This is a genomic window from Streptococcus sciuri, from assembly GCF_024814375.1.
Classification (GTDB): domain Bacteria; phylum Bacillota; class Bacilli; order Lactobacillales; family Streptococcaceae; genus Streptococcus; species Streptococcus sciuri.
In genome coordinates this window covers 115,004-129,921 of the sequence record NZ_JANUXX010000002.1, presented here as the reverse complement: position 1 = coordinate 129,921, position 14,918 = coordinate 115,004, and the positions used below count along the sequence as shown (strand labels likewise).

The 14,918-nt window shown below is 35.9% G+C and carries 11 protein-coding genes and 3 tRNA genes; 6 read left to right on the top strand and 8 right to left on the bottom strand.

Annotated elements, in window-relative coordinates; genetic code table 11:
- Positions 1–88 precede the first annotated feature (88 nt).
- On the bottom strand, positions 89–859 hold the full coding sequence (locus tag NXS10_RS03180) for a ParB/RepB/Spo0J family partition protein (protein WP_259137578.1): 771 nt from the start codon (positions 857–859) through the stop codon (positions 89–91).
- 113 nt (positions 860–972) lie between these two features.
- The gene (locus NXS10_RS03175; RefSeq protein WP_259137575.1) at positions 973–2,250 is read right to left on the bottom strand and encodes a S1C family serine protease; all 1,278 of its coding nucleotides are present in this window, start codon (positions 2,248–2,250) and stop codon (positions 973–975) included.
- A 210-nt stretch (positions 2,251–2,460) separates the two neighbouring features.
- On the opposite strand from NXS10_RS03175, the gene rlmH reads away from it, so the two are divergent.
- Positions 2,461–2,940, top strand: a complete 480-nt coding sequence (gene rlmH, locus NXS10_RS03170) for a 23S rRNA (pseudouridine(1915)-N(3))-methyltransferase RlmH (protein ID WP_259137572.1) — start codon at positions 2,461–2,463, stop codon at positions 2,938–2,940.
- 13 nt (positions 2,941–2,953) lie between these two features.
- On the opposite strand, the gene NXS10_RS03165 is transcribed toward rlmH, so the two are convergent.
- A tRNA-Arg gene (locus tag NXS10_RS03165) sits at positions 2,954–3,027 on the bottom strand.
- A 209-nt stretch (positions 3,028–3,236) separates the two neighbouring features.
- On the opposite strand from NXS10_RS03165, the gene NXS10_RS03160 reads away from it, so the two are divergent.
- Both NXS10_RS03160 and NXS10_RS03155 read left to right on the top strand, forming a co-directional pair.
- Positions 3,237–3,308, top strand: a tRNA-Glu gene (locus tag NXS10_RS03160).
- A gap of 30 nt (positions 3,309–3,338) precedes the next feature.
- Positions 3,339–3,412, top strand: a tRNA-Asn gene (locus NXS10_RS03155).
- 99 nt (positions 3,413–3,511) lie between these two features.
- On the opposite strand, the gene NXS10_RS03150 is transcribed toward NXS10_RS03155, so the two are convergent.
- The 3 genes from NXS10_RS03150 to NXS10_RS03140 form a co-directional block, all read right to left on the bottom strand.
- The gene (locus NXS10_RS03150) at positions 3,512–6,091 is read right to left on the bottom strand and encodes a YfhO family protein (RefSeq protein WP_259137570.1); all 2,580 of its coding nucleotides are present in this window, start codon (positions 6,089–6,091) and stop codon (positions 3,512–3,514) included.
- Between the two features lie 72 nt (positions 6,092–6,163).
- Positions 6,164–7,786: an ATP-binding cassette domain-containing protein gene (locus NXS10_RS03145; protein ID WP_259137568.1), complete on the bottom strand. Its 1,623-nt coding sequence runs from the start codon at positions 7,784–7,786 to the stop codon at positions 6,164–6,166.
- A 75-nt stretch (positions 7,787–7,861) separates the two neighbouring features.
- Positions 7,862–8,734: a YitT family protein gene (locus tag NXS10_RS03140; protein ID WP_259137566.1), complete on the bottom strand. Its 873-nt coding sequence runs from the start codon at positions 8,732–8,734 to the stop codon at positions 7,862–7,864.
- A 377-nt stretch (positions 8,735–9,111) separates the two neighbouring features.
- Here NXS10_RS03140 and trpS point away from each other — a divergent pair, with 377 nt between their 5' ends.
- Positions 9,112–10,134 (top strand): tryptophan--tRNA ligase, encoded by a 1,023-nt coding sequence (trpS, locus tag NXS10_RS03135; protein WP_259137564.1) that lies wholly within the window; start codon positions 9,112–9,114, stop codon positions 10,132–10,134.
- Positions 10,135–10,337: 203 nt separating this feature from the next.
- Positions 10,338–11,819, top strand: a complete 1,482-nt coding sequence (guaB, locus tag NXS10_RS03130) for an IMP dehydrogenase (RefSeq protein ID WP_259137562.1) — start codon at positions 10,338–10,340, stop codon at positions 11,817–11,819.
- Between the two features lie 113 nt (positions 11,820–11,932).
- Here the strand turns inward: guaB and recF are convergent, their stop codons facing one another.
- Positions 11,933–13,039, bottom strand: a complete 1,107-nt coding sequence (gene recF / locus NXS10_RS03125) for a DNA replication/repair protein RecF (RefSeq protein ID WP_259137559.1) — start codon at positions 13,037–13,039, stop codon at positions 11,933–11,935.
- Between the two features lie 3 nt (positions 13,040–13,042).
- On the bottom strand, positions 13,043–13,399 hold the full coding sequence (locus NXS10_RS03120; RefSeq protein WP_259137557.1) for an RNA-binding S4 domain-containing protein: 357 nt from the start codon (positions 13,397–13,399) through the stop codon (positions 13,043–13,045).
- Positions 13,400–14,000: 601 nt separating this feature from the next.
- Between NXS10_RS03120 and NXS10_RS03115 the strand changes: the two genes are divergently transcribed.
- A complete protein-coding gene (locus tag NXS10_RS03115; RefSeq protein WP_259137556.1) occupies positions 14,001–14,909 on the top strand; it encodes a helix-turn-helix domain-containing protein in 909 nt (302 codons plus the stop codon).
- Positions 14,910–14,918 lie beyond the last annotated feature (9 nt).

Sequence of the window (14,918 nt, the reverse complement as noted above, 5' to 3'; positions counted from 1 at the left end):
GAAAAACATTTCCTTTCAAGAAATGAAAGCCTTTTTGCCCTTTTTTGCTTGTGGATAACCAAAAATAAAAAAAGAAGTTATAAACAGTTTATTTAAAACTGTTTATAACTCTGTTTAAATCATCTAGGTTGTTATATGTGATACTGAGCGTTCCTGATCCGTCTTTTTGTGAATGAATTTTTACCTCAAGTCCCAACTTTTCTGCTAAAGTGTGCTCTTGATGCTTGGTAAAAATATCTTTCTTTTCTTTTGGAACGAGTACTTTTTTCTTTAGTCGTTTTTCAAGCTGACGAACAGTTAGTTGTTGTTTAAGAACTTTTTGATACCACTCAATCTGTGAATGTTCTCCTTTTACGGTCAAAAGAAGTCTTGCTTGCCCTGTATTGATATTGCCATTTCTTAGCCCTGATTGAATTATTTTTGGAAGTTGCAAAAGTCTTAGGCTGTTGGTGATATAAGGACGTGATTTTCCCATAAATTGAGCTAATTCTTCATGTGTTAGTTCTTTTTTACTGATAAGTTGCTGATAAGCTAGTGCTTCTTCTATTGGGTCAAGATCGCTACGTTGTAAATTTTCGATAATTGCTTGTTGCATACTCTGCGTATTATCAAGCCGTTTTATAATAGCTGGAATTTCTGTTAAGTTAGCTAATTTTGCTGCTCTGAGTCGACGTTCTCCTGCTACTAACTCATAGCCAAAGATGTCTGATGGACGTACAATAATTGGTTGGATAATTCCATTTTGCTCAATAGAGAGAGCTAACTCTTCTAGTTCTTTCTGATTAAAGTGAAGCCTAGGTTGATAAGGATTGGAGCTGATGTCTTTGATTGCAATAATTGTTAATGTGTCTTTAGTCATAAATTGTTCCAGTCATTAAATAATATATAAAAAGGTTGAGAACTCTCAACCTTTTTTGCGAGATGAACTCGCTAATATTGTACTATATCTCTGTTCAATTCACTAGAAGAAAATCACTCACTAGAAGAACTTGAAGTCAAATCTTTGCTTGATTTTGTCAGTTTAATTTCAACAGTTTTCTTAGTTGTTTCGCGATAGAAAGTTACTTTAATGGTATCTCCAATGTTATGACCGTAGAGTAGGCTTTGTAAATCACTTGTTGAGGTGACTGCTTCTCCATCAATCTCAGTAATGACATCGTATTTTTCAAGCTTGCCACTGGCAGGCATATCAGATTGTACCGAAGCTACTACGACACCATTTGTAACACTTGTTGGGATATTAAGCTGACTAATAGCACTAGTTGACAAACTGCTGAGATCAGTCATTGAAATGCCTAGGGCAGGACGTGTCACTTGACCATTTTTTTCAAGTTGATTAATAATCTTCACGACATCGTTTGAAGGAATCGCAAATCCCATTCCTTCAACAGAATTACCGTTTGAAAGACTTGATGAAGAAGTACTTGAAATTTTACTTGAGTTGATGCCGATAACTTGCCCTTCAATATTGATGAGAGGTCCACCAGAATTCCCTGGGTTGATAGCAGCATCTGTTTGGATAGCATTCGTTGAAATAGTTTGTCCACTGTCGTTAGTTGTTGTAACAGTTCGGCTAAGGCTTGAGACGATACCTTGTGTGACAGAGTTAGCATAGTCAGTACCGAGAGGACTTCCGATTGCAATAGCCGTTTCACCTACCTTAATGGTGGAAGAGTTGGCGAATTCTGCAACTGTGATATTTTTTACTTTATTTGATTTAATCTTAACAACAGCAAGGTCAGAGTAGGTATCAGCACCAACTAGCTCCCCAACAACTTTCGTTCCGTCAGAAAGTTGGATCTCAATTTGTTGAGCGCCATCAATAACGTGATTATTTGTAACGAGATAAGCTGTTTCACCATCTTTCTTGTAGATGACACCAGACCCTTCACCATAAACAGTTAAACCATTATCTGATGTATCAGAACTCGAATTATTATCTTGGTCACTTTGACCATCATTGCCAAAAAGTTGTCCGTACAAGTCAGATATATCAGAGTTTGAATTTTGTGTTTTTTGGTAATTAATGACAGAAACAACAGCTCCTTGAACTTTTTTCACCGCTTTTGTAGTACTATTTGAATTATCATAGACTACTTTACCAGCTACTGTTGTTGAGTTAGCGTTTAAATTAGAAACTAGAGGGGTTTGTGATATGATAATCGTCCCTAAGGTACCACCGATAAATCCGATGACAATAACAATCAACCATTTTCCCCAACTTTTGAAAAATGTTGTGATAAATTTCATACGAAAACTCCTTCGTCAATTCATGTTTATTAAACAATATATCAGTAGACTTAATTAGACCTTAAAGGTTTTAAAAAAGTTATCCACAGTCTGTGGATAATAAATTTTTATGGAATTTTTCCGCTTAAAAATCATCTTTTTAAACAAGCAAAGTCTTTTTTACTTGTGGAAAAAGATGTTTATTTCTTGTTTATATGGTAAAATGGAGACATGAAAGTAAAAATGATTACTGTAGGAAAATTAAAAGAAAAATATCTCAAAGAAGGTATCGCAGAATATAGTAAACGTTTGAGTCGCTTTACTAAGTTAGAACTAATTGAGGTAGCAGATGAAAAAATATCAGATAACGCTAGCCAAGTTGAAAAAGATGCCATCATGACAAGGGAGGCTGAGCGTGTTTTATCGAAAATATCCGATCGAGAGTACGTTATAGTTCTCGCTATTGAAGGAGAAGAACTTCCTTCTGAAACCTTTAGTCAGATATTGGCAAACGCCACATTAAATGGTTATTCTACATTGACTTTCATTATCGGTGGGAGTCTTGGCTTGTCTTCTATCATTAAGAAAAAAGCTCACCAACTGGTAAGCTTTGGAAAAATGACACTGCCTCATCAGTTAATGCGACTTGTGCTTATTGAACAAATTTATCGTGCTTTTATGATTCAGCAAGGTAGCCCATATCATAAATAGCGGACAACAAGAATGATTCCAGCAGGATTCGAACCTGCGACCGTTCGCTTAGAAGGCGAATGCTCTATCCAGCTGAGCTATGGAACCAAAACACCACTATTTTAACAAAAATGATAGTTAGTGTCAATTATAGGATAGAAAGTTTGGATAAAAATACTGGTTAGTTGAAGGTATACTAGTTTTCTCTCAAAAGAGTATTCTGTAATAAACAGAACGAAAAATTTTTTGGAAAAGTGCTGGACAAATTTTTTTTTTCTGATATAATAATATGAGTAGTGAGGACAGTTTCCTCTTTAGGTCCGTTGGTCAAGGGGTTAAGACACCGCCTTTTCACGGCGGTAACACGGGTTCGAATCCCGTACGGACTATGGTAAAACTGCTAGGCAGTTTTTTATTTATCCGGCATAGCTCAGTTGGTAGTAGCGCATGACTGTTAATCATGATGTCGTAGGTTCGAGTCCTACTGTCGGAGTGATAAGACAATTAAGAGATGTTCTGAGTAACATCTCTTTTTTCATGATTACTATCTCACTATAAAGAGAAAAAGAGACAGGAAATCTGTTGTCTCTTTTTACTGTTTCTTTCTTTTTGTTTTAGCGTAAAGGAGACAAAGAAACAGGCTAATACCAAGAAAAGAGAGTTCCATTCCTATTATGAGTCCGTTTGGTATAAAGGTAAGTGTAACCTTGTGTTTTCCTTTAGGAACATCAATAACCATTAAGCCATCTTGTCCTTTACGTATGGTTGCTTTTTTACCATCAATTTCAGCGAACCATCCATCATCGTATGGCAAAGTAAAAAAGAGAGAGCTTGTTTTATTAGAACTATAATGTGTTATAACTTGATTATAATGAGTGCTGACAGAGACATCTTTTTGGTTTATGATATCCATTGCCTTTTGGTAATTGGCAAGATTTAATCCATAAAAGTGAGGTTCTTGGAAACTGACGCGTTGATTTTCTGGAAAATTAATAGTAGCTGTGATATTCTCATTGGCATCAAATTCTCCTAAATCAAAGAAAGAGTAGGCATCGTCTGTTGTATAATGAATCGTTTTTCCGTTGATGGCTATGGCAATATTTTTTTGATTCGTATTTGAAAAGAGAAGATTTGGCATACTGAGGTAAACCTGACTTTTTGCTGTTGTCTTGAATGTATAGGTGACAGAAGCTGTGCCGTTATTTACTTGTTGAGTGGTAACTGTTTTGTCTAGTTGACTAGCTCCGCTTGTTAATTGAGATGGTAGACGAGAAAAATATCTTTCACTAAGTCCAGTTAGTTGATTGAGAAGAGCTGTTTGGTTGTCAAGTGTATTGACAGTGAATTTGACATCTTTGTAAATACTATTCGTTAGAATAGCAAGCTGACTAGCATTGTGATTTTCATAGAGTTTTACTGTTTCTCCAGAACTTATAAGTGAGAATCCATAGTTATTTGGTGTATTTTCTGAGACTAGTAAATATTTGATACCAAACAAACTATCAGCAATTATAGTGTTGTTTTGATAGCGAAGATTGAGATTAGTTCCAATTGATTTATAGCCTAGCCGATCAAGTACTCTGCTAGAGAGTCTGTTGCGAATAGATGAGAATTGTGATATTCCATTGTACCCAAATTTCATACTATCATTTCCTGTTTGAGGAAGATTTCTCTCAGTTCGAAAAAAATACCTCGTTCTTTTCTTACTTATAGAAACAAGCTTGGTTATATCTATTAGCTGTTTGTTGTACCCTTCTCTTGTTGGAAAGACCCATTCATCTTTGATACCTGTGAGTTGAGCATGCGTGTTAAAGGTCATTTCTAAAATGGTAAAAAGTAAGGTAAAGGATGCAAATATTACTCTAGTGAACCAATTTTTTTTCCAACTGATAATGAGTAGAGTGTAAACGAGTGTAAAGACTAGAGTAAATATAAAGAGGTAATTTGTCAAAAAAGGGTAGTGCTTTTTAGCTATAAAAGTAGAGATAAAACCTATAATAAGAATGGTTATTCCTAAAAGAGAGCGTCTCAGTTGACTATTTTGCAAATAGGTTAATGTCTCTCCAGATATGATAATCATTAGCAGTGAGAATAGCCAAGCATAGCGATGTAAAAACATATTTGGAGCATGCATACCTTGCCAAAATAAATCCAGTGGTTGTAGATAGAAACTCGCTATTAAAAGAGCAAACAAACAAGCGTAGAAAAGACGTACTTTCCAGTTTATTTGCTTCAAAGTAAAGAAGATAGTTGTTAAAAATAGAGGAAATAAGCCCACATAGATTGTGGGAATAGCTCCAAATTTAGTTGTATCGTAGCTACCAACTAGATTTTTAGCAAAAAAATCAAGATACCAACTATTCTCTGTAAAGAGATTTGTCAACTTTGTCAATTCTTCACCATGTGTTGACAAGTCGAGATAAGTTGGTAGTAACATAACACAGCTAGTTAGTGTAGCAAGTATTGATATAAATCCAAAACGTACAAAGTTAAGTAGGCGCATTTTCCAAGAAGTCAGTCGACTGAGAAAGGCGATGCTATAGAGTACGAGAAAAAGAGCCATCATAAACCCTAGGTAATAATTTTGGATGAATAAAATGGAAAGTGTCAGATAGTAAAGAGTGATTTCTTGCTTTTCAATCAGATGATGTAGCCCTAAAATAATCAGTGGTGCTAGTATAAAAGCATCCAACCACATGTTAATCTCGATTTGGCTCATTGCAAAGCTCATCAAACTATAGGATAGGGAGAGTGCTAGAGCAAAAGGTTTATACAGTTTAGTATAAATGTTTGAGAGCATATAAAAGCTAGAGGTTCCCATTAGTCCAACTTTTAGTAAAGTAAACAGATAGATGGCATCTGGCATTGTCTCAAGATTAAAGAAATAAACAAAAGGTGATAAAAAACTTCCTAGATAGTAACTGATAAGAGCATAGAAGTTTAATCCAAGTCCACTTGTAAAAGTATAGAAAAGGCTGTCTTGCCCATGTAAAATATTACGTAGATTTTGAGCGAAAATCACATACTGATGAAAACCATCGCTGGCTAAAATAGTTGTAGGACTATTCCAATAGATATTTTGTGTAAACAAAATGAAGGCTAGAATCGTTAAAGGTAGGAGAAAACTGCACAAGTAATAAAAGCTATTGTGATATTTTTTTAAGAATGCCATAGTCACTCCTTATCTAGGGCGATAAATAGGTAAGTCTGAAGCCTATAGTGCTTCAGACTTGTTGAATGTTTACTAAGATTTCCAAAGTTCTGCTACTTTAGCTTGAACTTCTGCATTGTCCAAAAAATCATCGTAAGTCTCATCAATACGGTCAATAACACCATTTTTTGAGATGACAATGATGTGATTGGCAAGAGTTTGAATAAACTCGTGGTCATGGCTAGCAAAGATAATAGATTCTTTAAAGTCCTTAAGGCCATCGTTTAGACTAGAGATAGATTCTAAATCTAAGTGATTTGTTGGATCGTCAAGAATAAGAACATTTGATTTGAGAAGCATGAGTTTGGAAAGCATGACACGTACTTTTTCTCCCCCAGAGAGGACGTTTACAGCTTTGTTAACTTCATCTCCTGAAAAGAGCATGCGACCGAGGAAACCACGAAGAAAGGTGTCGTCATCTTCCTCTTTACTTGCAAATTGACGTAACCATTCAATAACAGATTCATCTGTAGCAAAATCATGGCTATTGTCTTTTGGTAAGTAAGAACGACTGGTTGTCACGCCCCACTTAACTGTTCCTTTATAGTCAATATCGCCCATAATTGCTCGAATTAGAGCTGTAGTCTGGAGGTCATTTTGACCGATAAAGGCCGTTTTATCACCTGGACGTAGAATAAAGCTGATATTATCCAAAATCTTTTCACCCTCGACAGTCACAGAGAGGTTTTCAACGGTCAGTAGGTCGTTTCCAATTTCCCGTTCTGCCTTGAAATTGATGAAAGGATACTTTCGGCTGGAAGGTACGATTTCTTCTAGTTCAATTTTATCTAACATTTTTTTACGAGAAGTAGCTTGTCTTGATTTTGAGGCATTAGCTGAGAAGCGGGCAACAAATTCTTGGAGTTGCTTAATTTTTTCCTCTGCTTTGGCATTACGATCTGCTTGAAGTTTGGCAGCCAGTTCGCTAGATTCTTTCCAGAAATCGTAATTTCCGACATAGAGTTTGATTTTTCCAAAGTCAAGGTCAGCCATGTGAGTGCAAACCTTGTTCAAGAAGTGGCGGTCGTGGGATACAACGATGACAGTATTGTCAAAATCAATGAGGAAGTCCTCTAGCCAAGTGATAGATTGGATGTCAAGACCGTTAGTTGGCTCATCAAGAAGAAGAACATCAGGTTTACCAAAGAGGGCTTTGGCTAAGAGAACCTTCACCTTATCGCTATTGGTCAATTCACTCATATTTTGGTAGTGGAGTTCTTCAGGAATATTGAGGTTTTGGAGAAGTTGAGAGGCTTCACTCTCAGCTTCCCAGCCACCTAATTCGGCAAATTCACTCTCAAGCTCAGCTGCACGCACTCCATCCTCATCGGAGAAATTCTCTTTCATGTAAATGGCATCTTTTTCTTTCATAATACTGTAAAGATGTTCATTTCCCATGATAACGACATCGATAGCACGATCGTCCTCGTAATCAAAGTGGTTCTGGCGAAGGACGGACAATCGTTCGTCTACTCCAAGAGAAATATGACCTGTCGTTGGTTCAATATCTCCAGATAATATTTTTAAAAAAGTAGATTTTCCTGCCCCATTGGCACCAATTAATCCATAAGTATTACCTGCTGCAAAGTTAATATTAACATCATCAAATAATTTTCGATCACCAAAGCGTAGTGATACGTCAGAAACTGTTAGCAAATTTTTTCACCTCATTTATTGTCATTTTTTCATTTTATCTAAAAAACGTTGATTTTTCAATGGACTACATTGTAGCTACATTGGTGGCAGAAAGTCATCTGTTGTTTTATTATAGTGTTTTGTGAGACTAAAACCTCGTCCCATCACTTGGCTAGCAGGCATAGCAATAATAAAGGCTGTTTCATCATATTTGAGAATTTCGTTTTGCAAGCGCGGAAACTCAAAACTAGAGACAGTTGTCATCAGCATTTCTTTTGTGCCACCTGTAAATCCTCCGATAATTGGCCATTGACTAACACCTCGGTCTAGGTTATTTGTGATATAATCTCGAACTTTCTTTGTTTCTTTTGTGATAATCATAATATTCTTAGATGAATTAAAACCAGTACTGATAATTTCTACTACATAGGAAATAGTGAAAAGAGCGATAATAGAGTACATTACAGCATCGGCATCAAAAGCAACAAAACCAATACCAACCACAATACCATCAATGAGCACTAAAACAATTCCAAAGGGAAGAGGAGTATATTTGTGAAGGATCTGTACGATAATGCCTGTACCTCCAGTCGATGAGTTACCAAGAAAAACAAGCCCAAGTCCAGCCCCTACAATTATCCCACCAAAAAGAGCAGCCAAAAGATGGTTATCAGTGATATTGGGAAGCTTATCTGTTATCTGGATAAAAATAGGATAAATCAGTGAACCATAAATGGTCTTGAGAAAAACATCTTTACCTAAAAAAATAAAACAGAGAATTAAAAGAGGGATATTACTTGCCATGACAAAAGTTGCTGGTGTCCAATCAAAAAGTTTTTCAAAGCTAACTGCTAGCCCTCCAACACCCCCTGAGGCGATATGATTGTGTAAAAACATAATGTTAAAACCGATAGCTGAAATCAGCGCCCCTATCGTTACCAAAAAGAAATCAAAAAATTTTTTAATCATTGTATCTTCTTTCTCACTTATTGCTTCTATTATCACAAAAGCTTTAGAAGACGTCAAGGTTCTTATCTAGTTATCTAGCTTGACAAATAATGGAAAATAACATAAAATAAGGACGTTATTCAGATAGGTTATCACTAGTAATTTATAGAGAGTTAACGGTGCTGCAAGTTAGTAATTACAAGATGACTTTGGACTGATGTTTGACGTGAAACAAATACATAAGTTTCAGGGTTAGCACTCCTTAGTATGCTTATTCTTTGAAGAGTGAGATGGGTAGTAAATACTACTACTCAATTGAGGTGGTACCGCGTTGTAGAAACGTCCTCGCATAGTTAGTCTAGCTGTGCGAGTTTTTTAATAAAAAGAACGGAGTAATTATGACAAAACCAGTGATTTTGACAGGTGACCGTCCAACTGGTAAGTTGCACTTAGGACACTACGTTGGCAGTTTAAAAAATCGTGTATTATTGCAAAATGAAGGCAAGTACGATATGTTTATTTTTTTGGCAGATCAACAAGCTTTGACAGACCATGCTAAAGAATCTGAAATTATTAGAGAATCGGTTGGAAATGTTGCATTAGACTACTTATCAGCAGGAATCGACCCAGCTAAATCTACGATTTTCATTCAAAGTCAAATCCCTGAATTAGCTGAATTAACCATGTACTACATGAACTTGGTGTCATTGGCACGTTTGGAACGTAATCCTACTGTAAAAACAGAGATTGCGCAAAAGGGATTTGGAAGTTCAATTCCAACAGGATTTTTGGTGTATCCAATTTCTCAATCCGCAGATATTACAGCTTTTAAAGCGAATTATGTGCCAGTTGGAAATGACCAAAAACCAATGATTGAACAAACACGTGAAATTGTTCGCAGTTTCAATCACACTTATAAAACAGATGTTTTGGTTGAACCAGAAGGTATTTTTCCTAAAAATGAGGCAGCTGGTCGTTTACCAGGATTAGATGGTAATGCTAAAATGTCTAAGTCTCTTGGAAATGGTATTTATTTGTCTGATGATGCTGATACTGTTCGTAAAAAAGTAATGAGCATGTACACAGATCCTAATCATGTTCGTGTTGAAGATCCAGGGCAAGTTGAAGGAAATATGGTTTTTCATTATCTTGATATTTTCGGACGTGAAGAAGACCAAGCTGACATTGCAGCCATGAAAGAACACTATCAACGTGGAGGGCTTGGTGATGTTAAAACAAAACGTTATTTACTTGATATTCTTGAACGTGAATTGGCACCAATTCGCAAACGCCGTTTAGAATATGCAAAAGACATGGGTGAAGTATTCCATATGCTTGAAAAAGGAAGTGAAGTAGCGCGTGAAGTTGCTGGTCAAACACTTTCAGAAGTTAAAGCTGCTATGGGAATCAACTATTTCTAAATATATTGACCATTCTGCTAACAAATTGTGTTGGTAGAATTTTCATTTCTATAAATTTTCTGACTGTAATAGAAAAAAATTATCATTTTTAAAAATAAAACAGAAGTAGTTGACAAATGATTTTAGCGTGATATGATAATAACAATAACCTTTAGGAGAAGGCTTGTAGGTCTTGCTACTAAAATAGAAAAGAGGAACTGTAAATGTCAAATTGGGACACTAAATTTTTGAAAAAAGGATTTACTTTTGATGATGTCTTGCTTATTCCTGCGGAAAGCCATGTACTTCCAAATGAAGTCAACCTGCAAACTAAACTTGCTAAAAATTTGACGTTGAATATTCCTATTATTACTGCATCAATGGATACCGTTACTGAAAGCCAAATGGCAATTGCTATTGCGCGTGCTGGAGGGCTTGGTGTTATTCATAAAAATATGTCTATCAAGGCACAGTCCGAGGAGGTTCGTAAGGTAAAACGTTCAGAAAATGGTGTCATCATCGATCCATTTTTCTTAACACCTGATAATACTATCTCAGAAGCAGAAGAGCTTATGCAACGCTATCGTATTAGTGGTGTACCCATTGTTGAAACATTAGATAATCGTCAATTGGTTGGTATTATTACTAACCGTGATATGCGCTTTATTTCTGATTATAATCAACCTATCTCAGCACATATGACGAGTAGCGATCTTATCACAGCTCCTGTAGGTACAGACCTTGAAACAGCTGAACGCATTCTACACGAACATCGTATCGAGAAATTACCGCTCGTTGATGAAGAAGGTCGTTTATCAGGACTTATTACTATTAAGGATATTGAAAAGGTTATTGAGTTTCCAAATGCTGCTAAAGATGCTTTTGGACGTCTTTTAGTTGCAGCAGCCGTAGGCGTTACATCAGATACGTTTGAACGTGCTGAAGCACTTTTTGAAGCTGGTGCAGATGCTATTGTAATCGATACAGCACATGGTCATTCAGCTGGCGTATTACGTAAAGTTGCGGAAATTCGTGACTATTTTCCAGATAAAACTCTCATTGCTGGAAATGTTGCTACAGCTGAAGGTGCTCGTGCTCTTTATGAAGCTGGTGTAGATGTTGTTAAGGTCGGTATTGGTCCAGGTTCTATTTGTACGACACGTGTTATTGCTGGTGTTGGAGTTCCTCAAATTACAGCTATTTATGATGCAGCAGGTGTTGCTCGTGAGTATGGCAAAACAATCATTGCAGATGGTGGTATCAAATATTCTGGAGATATTGTCAAAGCTTTAGCAGCAGGTGGCAATGCTGTTATGTTGGGTTCTATGTTTGCAGGGACAGATGAGGCACCTGGTGAAACAGAAATTTTCCAAGGGCGTAAGTTTAAAACATACCGTGGCATGGGCTCAATCGCAGCTATGAAAAAGGGCTCAAGCGATCGTTATTTCCAAGGTTCTGTTAACGAAGCAAATAAATTAGTCCCAGAAGGAATCGAAGGACGTGTTGCTTATAAAGGTGCAGTAGCTGATATTGTTTTTCAAATGCTTGGTGGTATCCGCTCTGGTATGGGTTATGTCGGTGCATCTGACTTACATTCTCTTCGAGAAAATGCACAATTTATTGAAATGTCTGGTGCTGGTTTGAAAGAAAGTCATCCACACGATGTTCAAATTACAAATGAAGCACCGAATTATTCAGTACAATAATAAAAAAAGAGGTGTCAATCTCTTTTTTATTATTGTCAATATAAGTGTAAAAAAACTAGAGAGATAGTTTCAGCGGAGGCATCTGATGCGTAAATATATTGTAAATATAACTATCAATTATAATTTTTTTCATCAAGGAAATTTCCAGAGTCAATAGTAAATAATTTTAGTCCTTGTGGTAAGTCTTTAAAGTGTTTAATATTGGTTGTAGTCATAAAAGTTTGGACATTATTATCCCTTATAGCTTGTAGGAGTTTTTCTTGTCGAGTCTGGTCAAGTTCGCTCATCACATCATCAAGTAACAAGATAGGTGATTCATGGGTTGCTACTTTGATTAAGTCAATTTCAGCTAGTTTCAGTGAAAGAACGAGACTTCTTTGTTGTCCTTGACTACTAAATGAGGCGTCCAGATCATTGATATAAAAAGCTAAGTTATCCCTATGTGGACCAACACCTGTATTTTTTTTAAATATATCACGCTTTTGAGCAGCTAGTAATTGTGTTTTGAATTTTTCTTCAATCTCGGCAGTAGTTGTAAATGAAATAGAGGAAAGATATTTAATGGATAGGTGTTCTAGTTCATTTGAAATCGTAAAATGATGTTTATCAGCTTTTTTTGATAGATTTTGAATAAAGTGATAACGATGTTTAATGACACGGCTACCGTAGTGGACTAGCTGTTCATCGAGTACAAAGAGATATTCCTTATTCACCTTATCAGCAGTTTTGAGGTAGCTATTGCGTTGTTTGAGAATGTGATTATACTGTGCTAAATCAGATAAATAAAGTTGTTTAATTTGCCCTAAATCGATATCAATAAATTTTCGTCTCAAAGAAGGAGAACCTTTGACTAATTGCAAATCCTCGGGAGCAAATAAAACAACTGTCATATTTCCAACATAATCGGACAATTTTGCCTGTTTCAAGTGGTTGAGCTTGGTTATGCGCCCATTCTTGGAGAGATAAATATCAAGTGGTACCTTACTATTTGCACGAACCAAAGTACCTGATACATGTAGAGACTCTTTTTGAAATTGTATCAGTTCTTTATCTGAGCGTGTTCTGTGACTTCTTGTAAGTGCCAAAAAGTAAATAGCTTCTAGGAAGTTTGTCTTTCCTTGAGCATTTTTTCCGATAAAAATATTAAGCGTAGGAGAAAAGTTGGCTTCTAGTTTATTATAGTTCCGGTAATTTTGGAGAATTATTGATTCTATAAACATAACCTACATTCCTGGAAAGCGTGGTTTTTGTTTTTTGTTGGTTCGGACTTTTTGGAAATTACTTTCTTGATTTATTTTTCGAACAATCTTTGTGACCCTTTCTTTTTCGCTAAGAAGTTCTTTTCTTTCTTTGATTTCGCTGTCGCTTGGTTGTGTAATGGTGATTGTTGTTTCTAATTCAGGAATAGTGACGGTATCTAGAAGTCGTAATTTGCGTCTGCGACGCATTTCTTTCTCATTATTAACCAGTACAACATTATCTTGTAAAAAACTTTTGATAGCTCCTCCACTTTGAATGATGCGTAAGTCTTTTAACAGTGATTGTAGGGTGATATGGTCATCAAATAATGTATATTTCATAAGCTCCTCACAGGGTGTTGATGGTAATATTATACCATAACCTGTCAAAGAACAAAATGTTTGGTGGATAGAAGAGGTAAGTAATCCTTTTAAGTCTTTTAAGACTATAAAATGAACTGTATTATCTTTTGTTTTGAAGTAGCTACTAGATTTCAATATGGAAGAAGATATTCTAAAGCATTGCTTGGAGGCAGGTCAAAAGGTATTTTTACAGCAGTAAATTAAGTTTACAACACATTTACAAACTAAAGTAAGTTCTTGTAGTGAGGTAGTTATCATGTAATTCAGGTGTTAAGCTAGTTGTTGTTTTATAATATTAGATAATGTTGATATTTTTAGAGGAAATATTGACAATTGTTGACATCATTAGTAAATGATGTGTCAACGAGGCGACTCGTTATATTTAGCTATTTGGAGAAACTCTTGACACCGCTAAGTTCTCCAGAAAATTTAACTTTTGAAGATGTTTTGAAAGAAGTCTGTATTTTTTTTTGAAACAGCAGATAGAGCAGAGGTTATTATGCTTCCAAAGTAAATAATCAAGAAATAATTGACATTTTCTGATATAATGAAGAGACTAAAATCATGCAGAGGAAACCATATGAAAGAAAGAACACTAGGCGATCGTTTAAGAACTCGACGAATTAAATTGAATCTCAGTTTAAAGGATATTGAAAAAGAAACGAATATTCCTCTTCATTATTTACTAGCATTAGAATTAAACCAATTTGATGCGGTTCCAGTTGAAGATTTGGATCACTATATTAGTTCTTATGCTAAGGCGGTTTCACTAGCTGAGGAGAAAAAAGCTAATATCAATTTGTCTGTTAAAGAAGTGGCTCTCCCTATATCAAGACTAAACGTTAATGATTCAGTTGATTTTTTGTCGTTAGAACGAGAAGAGGGAAAGAAAAGACCTGAAAATAGTCAAGAACCTGTCAGTGAATCCATAAAGGATAAAGAAGCAAAGACAATCCCTTTATCTCGTTCTAGGAGGCAGCGTTACTACAGTATAAGAAGTTGGTTGGTAGGAATATCAATAATGCTCATTTTCTTAACTGGTACGGCTCTTGCTTGGCTATGGTGGAGACAGTCTAGCCAACTTCCAGTAAGTAAACAAGCAGTCACTAGGCATCAAAAGTCTTCTTCGAAATCAACAATCGCTAGTTCGACTAAGCTACCTCAATTAACTGTTAACCAAGATGCTAATGGTGCAACGATTATTACCTTGTCTCAAGCAACAAGACCTATTACGATTGAAGTCACTTTATCAGGCGAAGCACCAAGTTGGGTGTCTTTGTCCAACACGGACTTGTCTAGTGAAGGTGTACTTTTAACGACACAAAACCCCTCAGTGACGGCTGTTCTAGATGAAGCTGCAACTACCTCACAATTTGTCTTTGGTTATCCAGAGGCAGTTACAGTCACAATAAATGGTCAGAAATTAGATATGACTACAATTACTAGTTCGGCAAATACAGCAACTTTTAATGTAACAGAAGGAGAGTAAATCAAATAA

Bases quoted from the DNA above. Each gene is read 5' to 3' on its own strand.
- NXS10_RS03120 (WP_259137557.1), bottom strand. From the start codon at position 13,399: ATGAAATATACATTATTTGATGACCATATCACCCTACAATCACTGTTA.
- NXS10_RS03175 (WP_259137575.1), bottom strand. From the start codon at position 2,250: ATGAAATTTATCACAACATTTTTCAAAAGTTGGGGAAAATGGTTGATT.
- rlmH (WP_259137572.1), top strand. From the start codon at position 2,461: ATGAAAGTAAAAATGATTACTGTAGGAAAATTAAAAGAAAAATATCTC.
- guaB (WP_259137562.1), top strand. From the start codon at position 10,338: ATGTCAAATTGGGACACTAAATTTTTGAAAAAAGGATTTACTTTTGAT.
- NXS10_RS03150 (WP_259137570.1), bottom strand. From the start codon at position 6,091: ATGGCATTCTTAAAAAAATATCACAATAGCTTTTATTACTTGTGCAGT.
- NXS10_RS03115 (WP_259137556.1), top strand. From the start codon at position 14,001: ATGAAAGAAAGAACACTAGGCGATCGTTTAAGAACTCGACGAATTAAA.
- NXS10_RS03140 (WP_259137566.1), bottom strand. From the start codon at position 8,734: ATGATTAAAAAATTTTTTGATTTCTTTTTGGTAACGATAGGGGCGCTG.
- NXS10_RS03180 (WP_259137578.1), bottom strand. From the start codon at position 859: ATGACTAAAGACACATTAACAATTATTGCAATCAAAGACATCAGCTCC.
- recF (WP_259137559.1), bottom strand. From the start codon at position 13,039: ATGTTTATAGAATCAATAATTCTCCAAAATTACCGGAACTATAATAAA.
- trpS (WP_259137564.1), top strand. From the start codon at position 9,112: ATGACAAAACCAGTGATTTTGACAGGTGACCGTCCAACTGGTAAGTTG.